Annotated in this window: 17 protein-coding genes; 4 read left to right on the top strand and 13 right to left on the bottom strand. The window is 63.2% G+C overall.

What is annotated here, in order from left to right; translation table 11 throughout:
- The 3 genes from PYR65_RS07415 to PYR65_RS07405 all read right to left on the bottom strand — a co-directional run bounded on the left by PYR65_RS07415 (position 1) and on the right by PYR65_RS07405 (position 3,082).
- Complete coding sequence (locus PYR65_RS07415; RefSeq protein WP_276120499.1) at positions 1–846, bottom strand: carbohydrate ABC transporter permease; 846 nt, start codon at positions 844–846, stop codon at positions 1–3.
- Positions 846–1,730, bottom strand: coding sequence for a carbohydrate ABC transporter permease (locus PYR65_RS07410; RefSeq protein WP_060639622.1), 885 nt, complete (start codon positions 1,728–1,730; stop codon positions 846–848). The genes PYR65_RS07415 and PYR65_RS07410 overlap by 1 nt, the downstream gene beginning before the upstream one ends.
- A gap of 113 nt (positions 1,731–1,843) precedes the next feature.
- Entirely contained in the window at positions 1,844–3,082 is a 1,239-nt protein-coding gene (locus tag PYR65_RS07405) for an extracellular solute-binding protein (RefSeq protein ID WP_276120498.1), read from the bottom strand.
- 239 nt (positions 3,083–3,321) lie between these two features.
- Between PYR65_RS07405 and PYR65_RS07400 the strand changes: the two genes are divergently transcribed.
- The gene (locus tag PYR65_RS07400) at positions 3,322–4,548 is read left to right on the top strand and encodes an ROK family transcriptional regulator (RefSeq protein WP_060639620.1); all 1,227 of its coding nucleotides are present in this window, start codon (positions 3,322–3,324) and stop codon (positions 4,546–4,548) included.
- Positions 4,549–4,551: 3 nt separating this feature from the next.
- Here the strand turns inward: PYR65_RS07400 and PYR65_RS07395 are convergent, their stop codons facing one another.
- Both PYR65_RS07395 and PYR65_RS07390 read right to left on the bottom strand, forming a co-directional pair.
- The gene (locus tag PYR65_RS07395; RefSeq protein WP_276120994.1) at positions 4,552–5,034 is read right to left on the bottom strand and encodes an anthrone oxygenase family protein; all 483 of its coding nucleotides are present in this window, start codon (positions 5,032–5,034) and stop codon (positions 4,552–4,554) included.
- Positions 5,034–5,864 carry an NAD(P)H-binding protein gene (locus PYR65_RS07390; protein WP_276120497.1) on the bottom strand — a complete coding sequence of 277 codons (831 nt, stop codon included), beginning with the start codon at positions 5,862–5,864 and terminating at the stop codon, positions 5,034–5,036. The genes PYR65_RS07395 and PYR65_RS07390 overlap by 1 nt, the downstream gene beginning before the upstream one ends.
- A gap of 156 nt (positions 5,865–6,020) precedes the next feature.
- Here PYR65_RS07390 and PYR65_RS07385 point away from each other — a divergent pair, with 156 nt between their 5' ends.
- The 3 genes from PYR65_RS07385 (at position 6,021) to PYR65_RS07375 (ending at position 8,200) form a co-directional block, all read left to right on the top strand.
- Entirely contained in the window at positions 6,021–6,632 is a 612-nt protein-coding gene (locus tag PYR65_RS07385) for a TetR/AcrR family transcriptional regulator (protein WP_276120993.1), read from the top strand.
- A gap of 57 nt (positions 6,633–6,689) precedes the next feature.
- Positions 6,690–7,262 (top strand): TetR/AcrR family transcriptional regulator, encoded by a 573-nt coding sequence (locus tag PYR65_RS07380; protein ID WP_276120496.1) that lies wholly within the window; start codon positions 6,690–6,692, stop codon positions 7,260–7,262.
- Positions 7,263–7,330: 68 nt separating this feature from the next.
- A complete protein-coding gene (locus PYR65_RS07375) occupies positions 7,331–8,200 on the top strand; it encodes an SDR family NAD(P)-dependent oxidoreductase (RefSeq protein ID WP_276120495.1) in 870 nt (289 codons plus the stop codon).
- A 1,026-nt stretch (positions 8,201–9,226) separates the two neighbouring features.
- On the opposite strand, the gene PYR65_RS07370 is transcribed toward PYR65_RS07375, so the two are convergent.
- The 8 genes from PYR65_RS07370 to PYR65_RS07335 all read right to left on the bottom strand — a co-directional run bounded on the left by PYR65_RS07370 (position 9,227) and on the right by PYR65_RS07335 (position 19,709).
- Positions 9,227–10,846, bottom strand: coding sequence for a GMC family oxidoreductase (locus tag PYR65_RS07370; protein WP_456238695.1), 1,620 nt, complete (start codon positions 10,844–10,846; stop codon positions 9,227–9,229).
- 2 nt (positions 10,847–10,848) lie between these two features.
- Positions 10,849–12,378, bottom strand: coding sequence for an FGGY-family carbohydrate kinase (locus tag PYR65_RS07365; protein ID WP_276120493.1), 1,530 nt, complete (start codon positions 12,376–12,378; stop codon positions 10,849–10,851).
- A gap of 197 nt (positions 12,379–12,575) precedes the next feature.
- Positions 12,576–13,418: a class I fructose-bisphosphate aldolase gene (locus tag PYR65_RS07360; RefSeq protein WP_276120492.1), complete on the bottom strand. Its 843-nt coding sequence runs from the start codon at positions 13,416–13,418 to the stop codon at positions 12,576–12,578.
- A complete protein-coding gene (locus tag PYR65_RS07355; protein ID WP_276120491.1) occupies positions 13,391–15,139 on the bottom strand; it encodes a glycerol-3-phosphate dehydrogenase/oxidase in 1,749 nt (582 codons plus the stop codon). The genes PYR65_RS07360 and PYR65_RS07355 overlap by 28 nt, the downstream gene beginning before the upstream one ends.
- Before the next feature lie 12 nt (positions 15,140–15,151).
- Complete coding sequence (locus PYR65_RS07350) at positions 15,152–16,147, bottom strand: aldo/keto reductase (protein ID WP_276120490.1); 996 nt, start codon at positions 16,145–16,147, stop codon at positions 15,152–15,154.
- Positions 16,144–17,148 carry a sugar-binding transcriptional regulator gene (locus PYR65_RS07345; protein ID WP_276120489.1) on the bottom strand — a complete coding sequence of 335 codons (1,005 nt, stop codon included), beginning with the start codon at positions 17,146–17,148 and terminating at the stop codon, positions 16,144–16,146. Before PYR65_RS07345 ends, PYR65_RS07350 begins: the two co-directional genes overlap by 4 nt.
- 1 nt (position 17,149) lies before the next feature.
- A complete protein-coding gene (locus tag PYR65_RS07340; RefSeq protein ID WP_276120488.1) occupies positions 17,150–18,142 on the bottom strand; it encodes an ABC transporter permease in 993 nt (330 codons plus the stop codon).
- Between the two features lie 28 nt (positions 18,143–18,170).
- On the bottom strand, positions 18,171–19,709 hold the full coding sequence (locus tag PYR65_RS07335) for a sugar ABC transporter ATP-binding protein (RefSeq protein WP_276120487.1): 1,539 nt from the start codon (positions 19,707–19,709) through the stop codon (positions 18,171–18,173).
- Positions 19,710–19,748 lie beyond the last annotated feature (39 nt).

The following is a 19,748-nucleotide window of genomic DNA, read 5'->3' as shown; positions in this document are numbered from 1 at the left end:
TCATCCCTTGACGCCGCCGCTGGTCAGCCCGGAAATCAGGGCCCGTTGCATCACAAGACCGATCACCACGGGCGGCAGGGCGGCCAGCACGCCAGCGGTTGCGATCAGTCCATAATCGGAGACCCGGCCACCAGCGAGATCGGCGATGGCGACGGTCAGCGTCTTGGCGCGCAGGTCGGAGGTAAACAGCAGCGCGTAGAAGAATTCATCCCAGGCGAGCAAAAAGGCAAACAGCGCCGACGTCGCCATCACCGGGGCGGCCAGCGGCAGCGTGATGATGCGCAAGGTGGCAAACAGCCCTGCTCCGTCCATCATCGCCGCCGCCTCGATCTCCTTGGGGATCGCATCGAAGCCGGATTTCATCAGCCAGGTGGTGAAGGGTGCTAGAATGGTGAGATAGACGAGCGCCAGTCCAAAGACGCTGTTGAGCAGGCCAAAATGCGCAAGGCCGAAATAGAGCGGCACCGCCAGCGCCACCGGCGGCAGCATATAGGTGGCGATCACCATATAGAGCGACCAGCCAACCGACGGCGTGCGCGACACCGCCCATGCGGCGGGAATGGCCAGCACCAAAGCCGCGATCGTCGCCATCCCGGCAACCAGGATGCTGTTGATCAGCGATGCGACAAAGGCCGCGCCCGCGCTGTTTTCCACGCTGGATAGCAGCACGCCGTAGCGCGAGAAATCGACAGATTGCGGCCACCAGACAAGCGGCTTGGCCGTCAGATCGCCAGCCGGCGAAATGCTCATGATGAACAGCCAGACCACCGGCGCCAGAATGACGATCGCCAGAAGCAGCGCGCAGGCATGCAGAAAGAACGAGAACAGGAAACTCTTGCGTTCCATCAGGCAGTCACTCCCGCAGTGCGCCGCACCAGCATGGCATAGGCAGCCGCCAGAACCGCCACGAGAAGCGTGACGATCAACGCCAGCGACGCTCCCGATCCGGCGCGCTGGAAGGAAAATGCTTCCTGATAGACCAGGATCGACAGCGTGCGCGTGCTGTTGGCCGGCCCGCCCCGGGTCATCACCCAGATGATGTCGAACACCTTAAAGGCCTCGATGGTGCGCAGCACCAGCGCCACGATCAGCGGGCCGGCAAGATAGGGCAGGATGACGAAGCGGAAGCGGGCAAAGGGTCCGGCGCCATCCACCAGCGACGCAGCGGTAATATCGCGCGGCACGGCCTGCAGCGCCGCCAGCGCAATCAGCGCCACCAGCGGAAAATTCTTCCAGCAATCGGCGATGATCAGCGACGCCAGCGCCGTGCCCGGCTCGCCGAGCCAGGACCGGTAGGCATCCAGCATGCCGATCTGGGTGAGCGCGGCGTTCAGCGCGCCATATTCGGGATTATAGATCAGCCGCCAGAGCGTGGCATTGACGACGGTCGGCAGCGCCCAGGGCAGGATCATCAGCGCCCGCAGCACGGTGCGGCCGTAAAATTGCTGATTGAGCAGAAGGGCCGCCAGAACGCCCAGAACCATCTCGGCAAACACGGACACGACGGCAAAGATGGTGGTGGTGGTCAGCGTGCGCTGGAAATTGGCGCTGGTCAGCGTCTTCACGTAATTGTCGATGCCGACGAAATTGCCTGCAGTCCCGACCAGCTTGGCATCGGTGAAGGAGAGCCCGACCGTATCGGCAAGCGGCCAGCCGATCACGGCGATCATGACGGCGAGCAGCGGCAGCATCAGCAGCCATGCGCGTGTGGTCATCGATGTCCCGGACATGGGGCAACTCTTCCTGAAAAAATCATGGGATGCAAGGGCGATGAAAGAGCACGGGCGGCAAGCATATGCCGCCCGTGAAGTGGTGGATGCGTGAAGGGCGAACCCTTGGAGCCTTAGAGGCCGCTATTGTCGGCGGCGGTCTTCAAGGCATCTTCAGGGCTCGTCTGGCCAAGCAGCGCTTCCTGGATGGCCTGCTGCAGCGCGACCGAAAGCTCCTGGTATTTCGGTGTCGTCGGGCGCGGATACATGGCGGCCAGCGATTGCTTGGCAGCGCCGATCAGCTCTTCCTGACCCGCGCTGACGGCTGCATCCTCGTAGGACGACGCCCAGATCGGCAGGCTGAGCTTGGCATACTGGTTCTGCACGGCCTGCGAGGTCATGAAGGTGATGTAGTTCCAGGCCTCATCCGGATGCTTGCTGGTCGCGGTGATGCCAAGGCCCATCGAGCCGTTGACGGCCGAAACCTCACTCTTGCCGGAAACGCCCGGTGCCGGAACGACGCCGACCTTGCCGGCCACCTTGCTGTCCTTGCCCGTATTGGCGAGGTTGTACATATAGGTCCAGTTGAGCGCGAACGCGGCTTCGCCGTTTTCAAACACCTTGCGGACGTCCTCCTCGAGGAATTCCTTGGAATTCGGGTTGGAGATACCCGACGAATAGCTCGTCACCATGTATTTCAGGGCATCAAGGCCGCCACCGGTCTGGAAGTCCGGCTTGCCGTCCTTCAGGAAATCGCCGCCATAGGCGCTGACCAGCGTGGTGTAATCGCAGATCGCGGCTTCCGCCTGCGACCAGCTCCAGGCGATCGGGGTGGCCAGAAGGCCCTTGTCCTTGATGGTCTTGGCCTGTTCGGCAAGCTCGTCCCAGGTCTTCGGCGGTGTCTTGATGCCTGCCTTTTCCAGGATGTCCTTGTTGTAGAACAGGTATTTCGTATCGAGAATCCACGGCATGCCGTAATAGGCGCCGTCATACTGAACCGTCGTCCAGGCGCCGGGCAAAACGTTTTTCTTCATGTCGTCGGTGACGCGCGAGGACACATCGACCAGAACCTTGTTGCTGGCATATTCGGCCGGCCAGATCACGTCGAACAGAACGACGTCATAGCCGCCGCCGGACCCCTGCGCCAAAACCGTCTTGTCGTGCAGGCCTTCATAAGGAACGAATTCCAGATTGACCTTGACGTCCGGATTGGCCTTGGCAAAGGCGTCGGTCATGGCGCGAACATCGGCTTCGCTATAGGCGGCCTGCGCCATGAACAGCGCGTTGAGCGTCGTCTCGGCATAGGCGTTGCTTGCGAAGAATACGCCGGCCAGTGCAGCCCCCATAAGCGCATTGCGTTTGGATTTCAGCATGTCTTTTTCCTTCCCGTGAAAACAACAGTCGTCTCGTCAGCGCGCACACGCACGCGCCGTTCCGTCAAACCGCTCAAAAGCGGCATCCGGCATGTCTTGTCGAAGTGCTGCGCGGCATCTAGGACTGGTCCCGTAATGCCGTTCGTTCCCTTAAAAGCTCTGCGGCTCTTTTTATTAAGTCAATTGCTTTGACTTAATTCTTGTTCAATATTCTAATGGTGTCAAGGGGATTTCGCGGGATGAACGAGATGCGGCCAATCCGGGCCAAGAGCGGCACCAATCAGGAGGGCACCAGCGCCCATAACCGCCGCGTCATGATCGACGCGCTGCGGCTGAACGGGCAATTGTCGCGCGCCGATCTCGCCCGCGCCACTCGGCTCACGAAGCAGACGGTGTCCAACATCATCGAGGATCTGGAGCGCGACGGACTGGTGGTCTCGCTGACCGCGGTGCGCAACGGCCGTGGCCAGCCCTCCACCCCCTACCGTCTTGTGCCGGACGGCGCCTTTGCCATCGGCCTGCAAATCGACCGGCATGTGACGCGCGCGATCGCGGTCGATCTCGTCGGCACCGTCCTGGTGCGCGCCCAGGCGAACCTGCCGCCGGGCGGCCCGGCCAATGGTGCCAAGGTCATTCTCGACCTGATCGAACAGGTCCGCACGGACCTCGCCGCCAGTGCCGAGCAGGCCGAAAAACGACTGGTCGGCCTCGGTGTCGCCATGCCCGGCCCCTTTGGGCTCGCAACCGACAATGACGATCAATGGATGATGGCCGCCTGGCAGAATTTTCCGCTGCTGGAAACGCTGGCCGCCGGCACCGGACTGGAAGTGGCGCTGCAGAACGATGCCGCCGCCTGCGCCACCGCCGAGCGCATGGTGGGCGCCGCCCACGGCATCGATCACGCCGTCTGCCTCTATGTCGGCTACGGCATCGGCGCCGGCCTCATTCTGAACGGCGAACTCTATGCCGGCGGCAATGGCAATGCCGGTGAAATCGGCATGGTGCTTCTGCCGCCGACGTTGCAGCGCCCGGGCCAAACATCGCTCGAACACCGGGCCTCGCTTGCCTCGCTCTATCAGCACCTTGCCGCCGATCCCTCCGATCCGGGCCTGCCCGAGCGGTTGAACATGCTGGTCACGACCGGCGACCCCGCCATGGCGTCCTGGATCGATGCCGCCGCTGCAGAATTGCGCTGGGGGGTGCAGATCATCGAGACGATATTCGATCCGCAGACCGTCATCCTCTGCTCCACCGGGCCGGAGGCGCTGACGCGCAAGCTGCTGGAGGCCATCCATCCCCTGCTTCCCTCCAACGCGAACCGTCCGGGCCGCGCGATCCCGCGCCTGCAGCTGGGCATGACCGACCCGTGGTCGGTGGCGCTGGGCGCAGCCGCCGAACCGATCAGCCGCGCCTTCGACCCGCGCTTTTCAGCCATCCTCAAGACACGCGCCAACGCGCTCGACTGACCCTTACGCTGCGCGAAAAGCCATGACGAAGCAGCCGAATGCGCCGATCGACGACAGCGTGCGCACATGGTTCCAGCGGACCCAGTCTATCAGATAGGCCGACGACCAAAGACGCACCGCCTCGTCACTGCCCGGCTGCAGGGCTTCGAGCGTATTGTTCAAAGGCACATTGGCAGCCATCGTCACCGCGAGGACGCCGCCGAGAAAAAGCAGCCCGCCGGCGACGAGATAAAACCGCGCCGGGCCGCCATGGATGAACCCGCCGGCGACCAGCACGAGCGACAGCACCGCCGTTCCCATGAAGACGAGAAGAAACAGTGGATTGAGGATCACCACATTGATCGCCTGCATCGCGGCAATGCCCTGTTCGGCGGGCAAGCGCGCCAGCGCGCCCATGATGCAAACCGAGAAGATGAAGAACAGGCCCGCATTGAGCCCGGTCCCGATCACGGCTGAAAAGATCAGCCAGGGGAAAAATGCCGTCATCATTTCAGGTCCTCCCAGACACCGGTTGCTGCAGTTTCACGCACATAATCCGCAAAATCGCGCGGCGGACGGCCAATCGCCTGGACGACACCATCCGTCAGGCTTTCGTTGCGCCCATCAAGCACGTTCATGAACAGATACTCGATCAGCCAGATGTAGCCGGCCGGAATCTGCGCCTCCCTCAGCATGGCGACATAAGTCCTGATATCGACCGTGGTGAAGCGAATCTCGCGTCCGCTCTGCCGGGCGATCTCCGCCACCGCCTCGCCAAATGTCATCAACTGCGGACCCGTCACCTCGTAGGTCTTCTGCCCATGCCCCGGCTCTATCAAAGCAGCCACCGCGACATCGGCGATATCATCGGCATCGATGAACGGCTCGCGCACATCCGCAACCGGCAGCACCAGCTCGCCTGCCAGAATGCCGTCCAGCAGGAAGGCCTCACTGAAATTCTGGAAGAACCAGCTGGCGCGGATGATCGTGTAGCCGATACCGGATTGCTTCAGCGCCTCCTCCGCCGCCAGGGCCTCGTCCTCGCCGCGCCCGGAAAGCAGGACCAGATGCCGCACACCCTTTTTGAGCGCCAGCCTCGACAAAGTTCCGATCGCCTCGACAGCGCCCGGCACCGCCAGATCCGGCTGATAGCTGACATAGGCGGCATCGACACCGTCAAGCGCTGCTGCCCAGCCCGACGGATCGGTCCAGTCGAACACAGGAACCGTGGAGCGTGACGCCAGCCGGACGTCCCTGCCCTTTGCCAAAAGACGCTCCGCCACGCGGCGGCCGGTCTTGCCGCCGCCGCCAAGGATCAAAATCGTTTCGCTGCTCATCATCCCGCTCCCGTTGAAATCCTAAATGTGATTAATCCTCACATTTGCTAAATGTGATAAACCCTCGTATTTTGGTCGTCAAGTGGAATTTAGAAAGGACAGAGATTGGCCATCGACCAGACAGCCCCCGCGCCGTTACCCGAGGACGACGGCGCCATGCGCAAATCGCCGACGCAAAAGCGCAGCCGCGAGAGGGTCGAGCATATTCTGGCGAGCGCCTCGCGGCTGATTGCCGAGCGCGGCAGCGACACGATGCGGATGAGCGAAGTCGCCGAATTGAGCGGCATCTCGATCGGCTCGCTCTACCAGTACTTCCCCGACAAGGCGGCGATCATCCAGACGCTGGCCGAGCGCTACAACGCCGTCTCGCGCGCCTGCATCGCCGATGGCCTGGCGCATGTGAAGACGGTTGAAGACCTGCGGCAGGCCTTCTCGGCGCTGATCGACGAGTATTATAATATCTTCCTGGCCGAGCCGGTGATCCGCGACATTTGGTCGGCGATGCAGGCTGACAAGAGCCTGCGGGAGATCGAACTGGCCGAAAGCCGGCAAAATGCCGTCCTCCTTGCCGCAGCGCTGAAACGCGCCTTGCCGGACGAAGATCTTGACCGGCTCAAAGTGCCGGCCCTTCTCATCATGTATCTCGGCGAATGCGTCATGCGGCTGGCGATTTCGACCGGCGAGACCGAAGGCCGCGCGTTGATCGAAACATACAAGCGCATGGCCTATCGGAGCTTCGACGACACGTCCCCTTCCAGAGGCTCTTGACACTGGGAGAGCGATAGCCATATAACTGAGTACGTACTCACTCATTGGACGTCACCCTTGGCCCGCCCTTTAAGCGAAGACAAACGCAACGCGATCCTGAACGCCGCCACGCAGGCCGTGGCCGCCCTTGGCATCGGTGCGTCAACGGCCGGCATCGCCAAGGGGGCCGGTGTCGCCGAAGGCTCGCTGTTTACCTATTTCAGCACCAAGGACGAGCTGCTCAACCAGCTCTATTTGCACTTGAAATCCGAGTTCCGGACGATGCTGATCACCGGCTATCCCGGCCACGCTGATGTCAAGGAACGCTGCCGGCACCTCTGGGACCGCTCCATCGATTGGGGTGCGGCCAGCCCGGCAAAACGCAAGGCGATGCGGCAGCTCGCCGTATCCGGCAAGATCACCGGGCCCACCCGCAAGGCCGGCGCCGAAGGCTTCCGCGATATGGAAGCGATGCTGAACGAGGGCTTTGACAGCGGCGTCCTGCGCCCTCAGCCGATCGCCTTCATCGGCGGCATCATCGAATCGCTCGCCGAGATGGTGCTCGAATTCATCGCCGGCGATCCCGCAAAAACGGAAAGCTACAAGAGCGCCGGGTTCGACGCGTTCTGGGGGGCCATCGCCGCCCGGTAGCATGCTTATTTTTCACCCCAAAAATGAGTGAGTAATCATTCATTATTCCATCAATGAAGGAACATGATATGTCTAGAACATGGTTAATTACCGGCAGTGCCAACGGTCTTGGCCGCACCATTGCCGAAGCCGTGCTGCGCCACGGCGACCGCCTCGTCGCGACCGCACGCAATCCGCAACAACTGTCGGCCCTCAAAGAACAATATGGCGATCAGGTCGCCATCACGGCGCTCGATGTGACCGATGCTGCGGCCGCTGACGCTGCCGTGCAGTTCGCCGTCGATACGTTCGGCAGGCTCGACGTGCTCGTCAACAATGCCGGCTACGGCAATGTCGCACCGTTCGAGCAGACAACGCCCGAGGCCTTCAAGGCGCAGATCGACACCAATTTCTACGGCGTCGTCAATCTCGCCCGTGCGGTCATGCCGGTCATGCGCGGCCAGCGCTCCGGCCATATCATCAACATTTCCTCGGTCGGCGGCCGCATCGGCACACCCGGCCTCAGCGCCTACCAGTCGGCCAAATGGGCCGTCGGCGGCTTCACCGAAGTCTTGGCCATGGAAGCAGCAGCCTTCGGCGTCAAGGTCATCGCGGTCGAGCCGGGCGGCATGCGCACCAACTGGGGCCAGGTGGCGCGCGGCAGCGTCCCCGCCATCATGCCGGACTATGAGCCGAGCGTCGGGGCAATTACCAACCTGCTGAAAGCCTATGTCGGTAAGGAATTCGGCGATCCCGGCAAAGTCGCCCAGGTCATCCTCGACCTCGCCAGCCGCACCGATCTTCCACCCCACCTCCTCCTCGGCAGCGATGCCCTCCATATGTACAAGCAGACCGAAGCCGTGCGCAGCAAGGCCGCCGCAGACTGGGAAACCGTCAGCACCTCCACCGATTTCGAGGGCAGCGATTTCTCGGTTTTCGCTAACCGTATGGAAGGTTGAGCATTCGGACGGACTGTGGTGCGGAGTTAAGTCCGCACCATCAAGGTGCCGACAAGGGCCCTCCTCAATTGAGAGGTGATTTTTGATCCTCCGCACCTAAGGACTATCCACTGTGAAATGCGGCTGGCGAAGGATCTCCCCCCTTCTCCCCTGCGGGGAGAAGTGCCGAGCGCAGGCGAGGCGATGAGGGGGCGGTTCGGCACGTTCCGAGCGTGTGGCCCCCTCATCCGGCCCTGCGGGCCACCTTCTCCCCGCTGGGGAGAAGAGGGAGGACGCCGAGGGCTCCTGTGCTCATGGCGTTGCCTATCTTGCAGATGGCGCAGCGATCAGCTCGCGCCGTCAGATTGCCGGTAATCGACTGTGAAATGCGGGCGCCGCCACGATCTCCCCCTTCTCCCCCTGCAGCGGGGAGAAGTGCCGAGCGCATGCGAGGCGATGAGGGGGCGGTTCGGAAGGTTCGGAGCACTTCGCCCCCTCATCCGGCCCTGCGTGCCACCTTCTCCCCGCTGGGGAGAAGAGGGAGGATGCCGAGGGCTCCTGTGCTCATGGCGTTGCCTATCTTGCAGGCGGCGCGGCGATCAGTTCGAGCCGTCAGACTGCCGGTAATCGACTGTGGAATGCGGGCGCCGCCACGATCTCCCCCTTCTCCCCCGCAGGGAGAAGTGCCGAGCGCAGGCGAGGCGATGAGGGGGCGGTTCGGCACGTTCGGAGCGTGTAGGCCCCTCATCCGGCCCTTCGGGCTACCTTCTCCCCGCTGCGGAGAGGGAGGACGCCGAGGGCTCCTGTGCTCATGGCGTTGCCGATCTTGCAGATGGCGCGGCGATCAGCTCGCGCTGTCGGATTGCCGGTAATCGACTGTGGAATGCGGGCGCCGCCACGGTCTCCCCCTTCTCCCCCGCGGGGAGAAGTGCCGAGCGCATGCGAGGCGATGAGGGGGCGGTTCGGCACATCCGGAACGTGTGGCCCCCTCATCCGGCCCTTCGGGCCACCTTCTCCTCGCCGGGGAGAAGAGAAGAAAGACTGCCCCTACGCTCCCGACAAAATACTCTCCGCCGCCTTCTCCGCGATCATGATCACCGGCGAATTGGTATTGCCCGAGACGATCGCCGGCATGATCGAGGCGTCGGCGATCCGTAATTTCGAAAGCCCGTGCACCCGCAACCGCGCGTCGACCACGGCCATCGTGTCGCTGCCCATTTTGCAGGTGCCGACGGGATGGAAGATCGTCGTGGCGATGTCGCCGACGCGGCGGATCAGGTCCTCGTCGCTCTGAAACTGCGTGCCCGGCAGCATTTCCTGTGGGCGGTATTTCCGGATGGCACCGGCCTCCATCAGGCGGCGGGCGTGACGGATCGAATTGGTCGCAACGATCCGGTCGCCGGCGGTCGAAAGATAGTTTGGCCGGATCTCCGGGGCGGCGGCAAGCTCCGGTCCGGCAACATGCACCGTGCCCCGGCTTTCCGGCCGCAGGTTGCAGACGGAAACAGTCACGGCGGGATACCGGTGCAGCGGCTCGCCCAGCCGGTCGGTGCTCAAGGGCTGGACGTGATATTCGAGATCGGCGGTCGCGACTGCCGGATCGCTCTTGGCAAAGATACCGAGCTGGCTCGGCGCCATCGACAGCGGGCCCGACCGGCGAAGCATGTATTCGAGCCCCATGCCGGCACGGGTGAACAGGTTGTGATAGAGCTGGTTCAGGGTCTTGGCGCCCTCGATGCGAAAGACCGTGCGGATCTGCAGATGATCCTGCAGGTTCTCGCCGACGCCCGGAAGATCATGGGTTGGTTCGATTCCGGCACGCGACAGCACATCCGGACGGCCGACGCCTGACAGTTCCAGGATTTTCGGCGAATTGATTGCTCCAGCCGACAGCACGACCTCACGGCCGGCATGGGCGACATGGGCCTGCCCGTTCAGCCGGAACCGCACGCCGGTCACCGCCCTGCCGTCGAATTCGAGGCGCTCGGTCTCGGCCCCCGTCAGCACGCGCAGATTGGCCCGCTTCATCGCCGGGCGCAGGAACGCCTTGGTGGTATTCCAGCGCAAGCCGCCGCGCTGGTTGACCTCGAAATAGCCCGAGCCTTCATTGTCGCCATCGTTGAAATCGTCGGTCTTGCGGATGCCAAGCTCTTCGGCGGCATCGCGAAAGGCATCAAGGATCGGCCAGGACAGCCGCTGTTTTTCCACCCGCCACTCGCCGCCTGCCCCGTGCATTGAAGACTTGCCGCGATAATTGTCCTCGGACTTCAGGAAATAGGGCAGAACATCGTCCCAGCCCCAGCCGGCATTGCCCGCCTGCCGCCAGCCGTCATAATCCGCGGCCTGCCCGCGCATATAGATCATGCCGTTGATCGACGAGCAGCCGCCGAGCACCTTGCCGCGCGGATAGGGGAGCGACCGGCCGTTCAGCCCGGCTTCGGCCGCTGTCTTCATCATCCAGTCGGTGCGCGGATTGCCCATGCAGTAGAGATAGCCGATCGGCACATGCACCCAGTGATACCGGTCGGTGCCGCCGGCTTCGAGCAACAGCACGCGGTTCTTGGGATCGGCCGAGAGCCGGTTGGCGAGAACGCATCCCGCAGACCCGGCGCCGACGACGATGAAATCGTAGCGTCCCGCATCGATCGCTGCATCATTCACACGCATGGTCACGCCGCCACTCCAGCAACAATGGGCTGCACCGCTGTCAGACGCCGCCAGAGCGGCGCCATCGCTTCGGCAATATCATTATAGAGAGCGTAGCGCCTGGCATAATGCGCCTCAAGCGAGACGTTCGGACGGTAATGCCGCTCGGTCTGCACCATGGCGGCTGCACCGGTTTCAAAATCGGCGAAGATGCCGACGCCGGTCCCGGCCGCGATGGCGGCCCCGAGCGCCCCGGTCTCGCGCGAGCGGGCGACGGTGACGGGAACGCCAAGCACATCGGCAAAGATCTGCGGCCAGATCAGGCTGCGCGACCCGCCGCCCGACAGCACGGCTTCGTTGAACACGGCACCCGCCTTGCGGATCGTCTCGATATGCTGGCGGTGGCCGAAGGCGACACCCTCCAGCAGCGCCCGGACGAGATGCCCCTTGGTGTGCCAGCCGGCAATGCCGTAAAACCCGGCGCGCGCATGGCCGTCCTGCTGGGCGCCGTAGAGATAGGGATGGTAGAGCGGATCGTCTGCCGAGGGTTCGACTGCGCCTGCCAGTGCGCAAGCTGCATCAAACGGCGAGACCCCTTCCGTGTGCGCGCCTTCGAAGAATTCCTTGACCAGCCATTCGAGATTGGCAGCCGAGGTGGCGCTGTTTTCCATCGCCATATAGCGGCTGCGATCGAAGGTCGAGGACATGAACACCGGTCCGTCGAGGTCGGGACCGTCGATGATCACCTGGTTGATGCTCCAGGTTCCGGCGATGATCGAGGCGCTGCCGGTGCGCGTCACGCCCGAGCCGAGCGCGGAAGCGACGACATCGAACAGCCCGCCGATCACCGGCGTGCCGGCAGCAAGCCCGGTCTGCGTGGCAACCTCGTCCGTCACCGTGCCGGCAATATCGGCGCTTTCGATCAGCGGCGGCAAAAGGTCCATGCAGTCCCCAAGGCCATAGGCCTCCATCAGCGCCTGGTCGTAGCGGCGCGCGGCAAGATCGAGCAGCCCGGCGCCGGACATGTCCGACATTTCGCTGACGCGCTCGCCGGTCAGGCGGTTGACGATAAAATCCTTGGAAAAGAACACCGTGCCGATCCGGCTGAACTGCTCCGGCTTGTAGCGCTTCAGCCAGGCCAGCAATGTTGGTGTCTGCGATGGCCACGGACGCTGCCGCGCGATCGGCTGGGTACGATCGCCCACGCCCTCTCCCGCCCATTGCTCGACAAGACCGGTGGCCCGCGTGTCGATCGACTGGATGCCGAGCAGCGGCGCGCCATCGCGATCGAGCGCATAAAGGCCGTTGCCATGCCCGGCGCAACCGATCGCCGCGATTTCGTCCGGCTTTATCCCTGCCTTTTCGATGCAGGCGCGGATCACCTGCCGCGCATTGGTCCAGAGCTCGTCCAGGCCACGCTCGACATGGCCGGGGCTCGGCATGCGGCTGTGCCCCTCCTCGGAAGCCGCCGCGATTTCGTTGCCCGCCCGGTCGAAAATGACGGCCTTGATGACCGTGTTTCCGGCGTCGAGCCCCAAAAGATAGTGTTTCATTCTCAACCCCTCCCAAGGCTCTGACAGTTTTGCGCAATTTTGGCCGAAAACACAGGCCCCACTTCCCCTTCTCCCCAACGGGAAGAAGGTGGCCCGAAGGGCCGGATGAGAGGGCGGCAAGCTCTGAATTTTCCGCCCCCTCATCGCCTCGCTTCCACAAGGCAGTTCTCCCCTGTGGGGGAAGAAGATGCGACGCCCTACGCCTGCTGATAACGCGCAAATGCCTCTTCGCCGCTTGCATTCTCATGGATGATCGCCATCAGCCCGCGCACCACGGCGCTTGGATTGGCATGCTGGTAGATGTTGCGCCCATAGACCATGCCCATGGCGCCCTGGCGCATCAAGGCTGCGGATTTGTCGAAGACGGCGCTCAAATCTTCCTTGCCGCCACCGCGCACCAGAACCGGGCACCGGGCCGCTTCGACGACACGGTGGAAATCCTCCGCATTGTCGGTCGGGTCGGCCTTGATGATATCGGCGCCCATTTCGCGTGCCAGACGCGTCAGCGTGACGATCTTGTCGGCATCGCCATCGACCATGTAACCGCCCTTCTCCGTCACCGGCTGCATCACCAGCGGCTCGATCATCAGCGGCATGCCATATTTGTCGCAATCGGCCCTGACGCGCGAAATATTCTCAACGCATTGGCGAAACAGGTCCGGCTCGTCCGGCAGCATGAACAGGTTGACGACGACACAGGCCGCATCCATCTCGATCGCACCGATCAGCGGCTCGGCCTGGTTCTGCAGCACCGCCCACATGTCGCGGTGGCGGATGCGGTTATAGGGATTGCCCATGTCGATGCGCATCACCAGCGCCGGCTTGTCCTTGCCGGGAACGTCCTGCAACAGGTCGGCCTGGCCGTAGTTCATCTGGATCGCGTCCGGTGCTGCAGATACCAGCGCGGTCACGACGGCCTCAATATCCTCAAGTCCGTTGAGGAAGGACGGTTCGTTGCAGACGCCGTGATCGATCGCCACGTCGAGGCAGCGGCCGTTGCCGAACAGCCGGTTCATCCGGACTTTGCTGTTGTGTCGCATTGTGTACTCCTTGGTTCGTTCCTTGCGGAAAGCGTATCGAGATCGACGCCGTGGCGCCCGGTGAGAAGGGTGTGAAAACGGTCGCGCTCGCTGGCGCGCTGCCCCGATGTCCAGCGCTTTTCCTGCGCCAGGAGATCGAGCACGGCGTCCATCATGTCGAGCGAAACTTCGCCCGAGACGGCCAGCGTCGTCCGCCGCAAGAGGAGATCGTCGAGATGCTCGGCCGCTTCATCGCGGATGAGGAACTGTAATTCCCGCACCGAGTACCCGGCATGCGGCATCGCCTGGTCCGGTCCTGCGGCGATGAAAGCGGCGACCGCCTCGGCATCCGTGCCGTAGCGGGAAAACAGCTCCGCCATGCGCGCATAGGAAAGGCCACTCTTTGTGGCGATACCCGCAAGCCAGACCGGCGCATTGGCCGGAAACGCCCGCCCGCCGCCGATTGCCCGGTCGGTGGTTGCCACGTGACGGCGGCGGCCCAGCCGTTCCAGCGCCATGTCGGCTGCCATTTCGCCGAACGAGCGGAACGTCGTCCACTTGCCGCCGATCATGCACAGCACAGGTGGGCTACCATCCGTGGGTTCGACGACCGTGCAGAAATGGTCGCGCGGAATGCGGCCGGTAAAGCTGTCATTGCTGGCCGGAAGCGGCCGCACGCCGGCAAACTGGAAGACGATCTCGTCGGGCCTGATCTTGATATCCGGCAGCACGAAGGCGAGCGATTGCAGGATGTAATCGCGCTCATCCGCCTCGCAGCGCACCGTTTCCGGATCGTCGACGCGAATGTCGGTGGAGCCGACCAGCACCTTGCCGAGATAGGGAAAGAGGATACAGATGCGCCCGTCCTCGTTCTCGTAATAGATCATGTGATCGGCAAGCGCCTCGCGCAGCGCGTCGTTGTCGATGATCAGATGCGAGCCCTTGGTGCCGCCCATCAGGGGTGCGGGCCGTGCGTCCGGCGAAAACAGGCTTTGGTTGGCAATATCGATCCAGCCGCCGGTGGCATTGATGATCAATGCGGGCTCTACGGCCACGGACGCGCCGCCAATCTGGTCCTCGACACGGTATTGACCATCCTCCGTGCGGCGCAATTGCGCATAGTTCAGCGCCGCAGCCCCGAACTTGGCAGAAAGCCCATCTTGCAGCAGTTCGATGCCAAGCCGCTCGGGATGGCTGACCCAGGCGTCGAAATAGGTGGCCGAACTCTTGATACCGGGATGCAGCGCCGGCCATTTTTCAAGCGTCGTGCGCCGCCCGCGAAACTGGTGGCGCGGCATCATCGCCCGCTTGCGCGTCAGGAAATCGTAGATGCTGAGCCCTGCCTTGATGGCGATCGCGCCCCGGCGGCTCGGACGGCGGCTGAGGCCCAGAAACCGGACGATGCCATTGCCGAGGCCGGAAAAGATATCGAAGACCGGCACCGTTGTCGGCAGCGGCGCGACATAATGCGGCGCGTTGCGCAACAGCCGGTCGCGTTCGACCAGCGATTCCTGTACCAGCTTGAATTCGCCGTTTTCCAGGTAGCGCAGCCCGCCATGCACCATGCGCGACAGGGCCGAACTGGCGCCCGAGCAATAGTCGTGCTTTTCGACAAGCAGCACGTTCAGCCCCTGCAGCGCCAGCTCCCGAAAGACGCTGATGCCGTTGATGCCGCCGCCGATGACGCACACGTCCACCTTCGGGCTCTGGCGGAGCCCGTCCAATATCTCTTCACGTTTCATGATGGCGATCCGCTACCTGTCCATATCAGTCAGTTTCGCCGTTATGGCCGTATCGATGGCGGCCAGGTCGGCCGCCTCCAGCCGGATGGTCCCGGCCCGTGCATTGTCGATTGCCTGCGCCGGATTGCGCGCGCCGCACAGCGCAAAGGTCACGCCCGGCTGCGCCAGCGTCCAGGCAATCACCGTCTGGGCGATGCTGGCCTCATGCTTTTCCGCAACCGGCCGGATGGCATCGGCAAGCGCCGTTGCTTTCTCACGGTTGCCGACCGAAAAGCGCGGATTGTCCTTGCGCTGGTCGTCGCCGGAAAACACCCGGTCCGCACCGATGGTGCCCGACAGCAGGCCCAGCGCCAGCGACGAATAGCTGAGCGTTGCAATGCCGCTGGCCGTCGTCTGCGGCAGAAGGTCTTGCTCGATATCACGGTCGATCATGCTGAACCGTTCCTGGATCGCATCGAGACCACCAATTGCAATATAGGCATCCAGCTCCTCGCGGCTGACATTGCTGGCCCCGATCGCCCGGATCTTGCCGGATGTGCGCAGATCTTCCAGCGCCCGCATCGTCTCCTCGACCGGTGTCGTCGGGTCCTGCCAATGGGTGATGTAGAGATCGATATGGTCGGTGCCGAGCCGCTTCAGGCTGGCTTCGACCTCGTGCAGGATCGCATCGCGGCCGAGATAGCGGTGCACCGGCTTGCCGTCCTGATCGAAGAAATGCCGGCCCTTCTGCGTGTGCCAGACAAGCCCGCATTTCGTGGCGATCACCGCCTTGTCGCGCCGCCCGGCCAGAGCCTTGCCGACGATTTCCTCGGAGCGCCCGAGCCCGTAGGCCGGCGCGGTGTCGATCAGGGTCACGCCCGCATCGAGCGAGGCCTGGATTGCGGCGATGGATTCGTTTTCATCCGTCCCGCCCCACATCCAGCCGCCAATCGCCCAGGTGCCGAGCCCCACCGCCGAGGCGGAAACGCCGGATTTGCCGATCTCGCGTGTCAATTGTTGCCCGCTCATGCCCATTTTCCTTCGCCATTCGCCAGTGCCAATACCCGCGCACCCGTTGCCTCGTCGGTCACCAGCGTATCCAGATGATTGCCTCTGAGAACACTCAGGATCGGTCCCGCCTTGTTCGGCCCGCTCGCCACGCCGATTTTGGTGGGGATCGAGGCGAATTCGGGAAGCGTCAGCGAGACCAGCGACCGGTTGAGGCTGTAGTCGCAGACCTGGCCGTGATCGTCGAGCAGATGCGCCAGGAGTTCGCAGGAAGCGCCGGAACGTTCGATGGCTGCGCGGTCGGTGCTCGATGACGGATGCAGGTCGTAATAGCTCGAGTCGTCCGACAGGATCGACCCGATGCCGACCACGGCGATCTTCGCCTCACGCGCCCGTTTGAAGACGTCGGCGACCGAGCGCATGTTGATCAGCATGCCGCGCTCGGCCGCACTATCGGCAAACAGCGGCGCATGGATCTGGTAGGAGCGCCCGCCGAGCCGGTCCGCCATCATCGTCGAGACGTGGTTGACGTCGGTATAGTGCTTGCCCTGGACGCATCCCGTCGCAGGAATGACTTCGACATCGAAGCGGCGCTGCGCCTGCAATCCGGCCACGACGGCGCTGACGCCCTTGCCGCCGGTGATGCAAATCGTATCGCCATCCGTAATCTCTTCGAGCAGCAGCCGGGCTGCCGCCTCGCCAACGGCCTGAAGCGCCGTCTGCGGATTGTCCGATACCGTCGGCACCACCACGGCGCGGCCGATGCCGCCGAGCGCCCGAAGCTGCTCTTCCATGTCCAACAGCGGCTCGACCGGCGACTTGATCTTGATCTCGACCAAACCAAGCTGGCGGCCGCGCTTGATCAGCCGGTTGACGGTGGCGTGCGAGATGCCGAGCTGGTCGGCGATCTGCGCCTGGGTCAGGCCTTCGAGAAAGTGCAGGACGAGCGCCTGGTGCATCTGCCGGGCGATGACGATTTCCTCGCGCGGCGCATTGGCAGGCTTGAGCTTGACGATGGGCATATCAGGCAGCCTTCCGCTTGTGCAGCAAATGGTCGATTGAGACGGCGGCGAGCAGAATGCAGCCTTTGATCATGTCTTGCCAATAGACGGAGACATCGAGAAGGATCAGCGAACTGGTGACGACCGACAGCAGGGCAATACCGAGGATCGCACCGAGGATCGTGCCCGACCCGCCATTCAGCGAGGCCCCGCCGATCACCGCAGCCGCGATGATGTTCAGCTCCATGCCGACGCCGAAGGTCGGGGTCGCGGCGCCGAAGCGGGACATGTAGATGACGCCTGCAACACCCGACAGCGTGGCGCAGAGCACCGTCACCCAGAACTTCACCTGATTGGTCTTGATGCCGGAATAGAGCGCCGCCTTCTCGTTGCTGCCGGTATAGAACACCTTGCGGAAGGCCGTTGCCCGGCGCAGCAGGAAATCGAAGAGCACGACGATGGCGACGAAGATCAGGATCACATAGGGGACACCGGAGAACGTGCCCTGCCCGACCGCCTTGAACGAAGGCGGCAAGGTGAACAGCGACAGCGGCGTGCCCTTGGTGATGATCAGGCAGATGCCGCGCACGATCACCATTGCCGCCAGCGACGTGATGAAATGGTTCAAGCCCACCACCGTCACGAAGAAGCCCATGACGCAGCCGATCAGGCCGCTGGCAAGGATGCCGATCAACGATGCGCTCCAGGGATCGAGCCCCATCAGGAAGAGCGAACCCGACAGCACCATCGAGAAGCAGACGACCGAGCCGACCGACAGGTCGATACCGCCGACGATCAAAAGAATGGTCATGCCGACGACGACGATGCCTTCGACAGAGAAGGACATCAGCATGGCCCGGAAGTTGCCGAGCGTCAGGAAGTGCGGCGAGGCAAAGCTCATGGCGATGCAGAGCGCCAGGATGATCGCGATCAATCCGGCCTCCCGCATGGTCCCCAACCGTTTCCAGCCGGGCGCGCGTGCCTGATGTGCCGTTGTCAGTGTAGCGTCCGCCATGACCTTGTCTCCTGCCCCTGCTTGTTCTTTACGCGGCATGCTCTGATGCCTTTGAAGTGTTGTGAACGCCGATACCGGATGCAAGCCGCATGATCGCCTCTTCCGTCATCGTTTCGCCCTCGACTGCGCCGGCAACCGTGCCCTCGCGGATCACCAGAACGCGGTCGCACAGACCCAGCAATTCCGGCAGTTCCGACGAGATGACGACGATGCCGATGCCGGAGCGCGCGAGATCGCGCAACAGCCGGTGGATTTCCGATTTGGCGCCGACATCGATGCCGCGCGTCGGCTCGTCCATCAGGATGACCTTGGGATTGACCGCCAGCTGCTTGGCAATCGCCACCTTCTGCTGGTTGCCGCCCGAGAGAGACGAGACCGGCATGCCGATGCCGCCCATTCGCACGCCAAGCCGCCTGGTCAAATCGCGGGCACGATCGGCTTCCGCCTTGGCGTTCAACAGGCCAAGCGGCCCGGTCAGCGATTTCAGGTCGAGAACGGCAATGTTCTGGGCGATGGACAGTTCCAGAAAGACGCCGGATCCCTTGCGGTCCTCCGACAGATAGACGACACCCGCCTTGACGGCCTGCGCATAGGACCGCGTCCGCAGAGACTGTCCGTGCAGCTGCACCTCGCCCTCGCTCACCGGCCGCAATCCGCAGATGCCCTCGGCAATTTCCGTGCGCCCGGAGCCGATCAACCCGCCGACGCCAAGAATTTCGCCCTTTCGCAATTCGAAGCTGACATCCTGGAAACGGCTGCCGTCGCTAAGACCACGGACGCTGAGAATGGTCTCGTTCGTCTGCTCGGCTGGCGCCTGTTTTTCCGGGTAAAGCTGGGTGATCTCACGCCCGACCATGCGGCGCACGATGTCGTCCGGTGTCAGGTCCGCAACATTCTCCGTGGAGACATAGCGCCCGTCGCGAAACACGGTGACCCGGTCGCACAGGCTGAAAATCTCGGCCATGCGATGGCTGATATAGATGATCGAAATGCCCTGCGCCTTCAGATCGCGGATGATCCCGAACAGGACCTGGGTTTCCGATTCCGTCAGGGCCGCTGTCGGCTCGTCGAAGATCAGCACGCGGCAATCGAGCGTCAGCGCCTTGGCGATCTCGACCAGCTGCTGGCTGGAAATGGGCAGTTCGGCGACCTTGCGGCGCACGTCGATCGGCGCCAGCCGGTTCATCACGGCCTGCGCGTCGCGCTCCAGCCTGCCATAATTCATAAAAGGCGAGCGGCGGCGGTTGGTGGCTGCCATGAACATGTTCTCGGCCACCGTCGCATCCGGGCAGAGCGCGATTTCCTGGTGCACGAGCCCAAGCCCCAGCGATTGCGCCACGGCCGGCGACGTCACCTTGACCGGCGCGCCATCGACGAGCACCTCGCCCTGCGTCGGCTGCAGCACGCCTGCAATGATGTTCATCAGCGTCGATTTGCCCGCGCCGTTTTCGCCGCAGAGCGCATGGACCTCGCCCTTTTCCAGGCTGAAGCTCACATCCGTCAGCGCCTTGACGGCACCGAAGTGCTTGCTGACATTGCGGATTTCCAGAACCGGCACCGGCGCCATGATAGTCTCCTCCTCCAAGCTTGCGGTGGCTGTCCGGAA

Source organism: Pararhizobium qamdonense, assembly GCF_029277445.1.
GTDB lineage: Bacteria > Pseudomonadota > Alphaproteobacteria > Rhizobiales > Rhizobiaceae > Pararhizobium > Pararhizobium qamdonense.
This window is presented reverse-complemented; position numbering and strand designations above follow the sequence as displayed.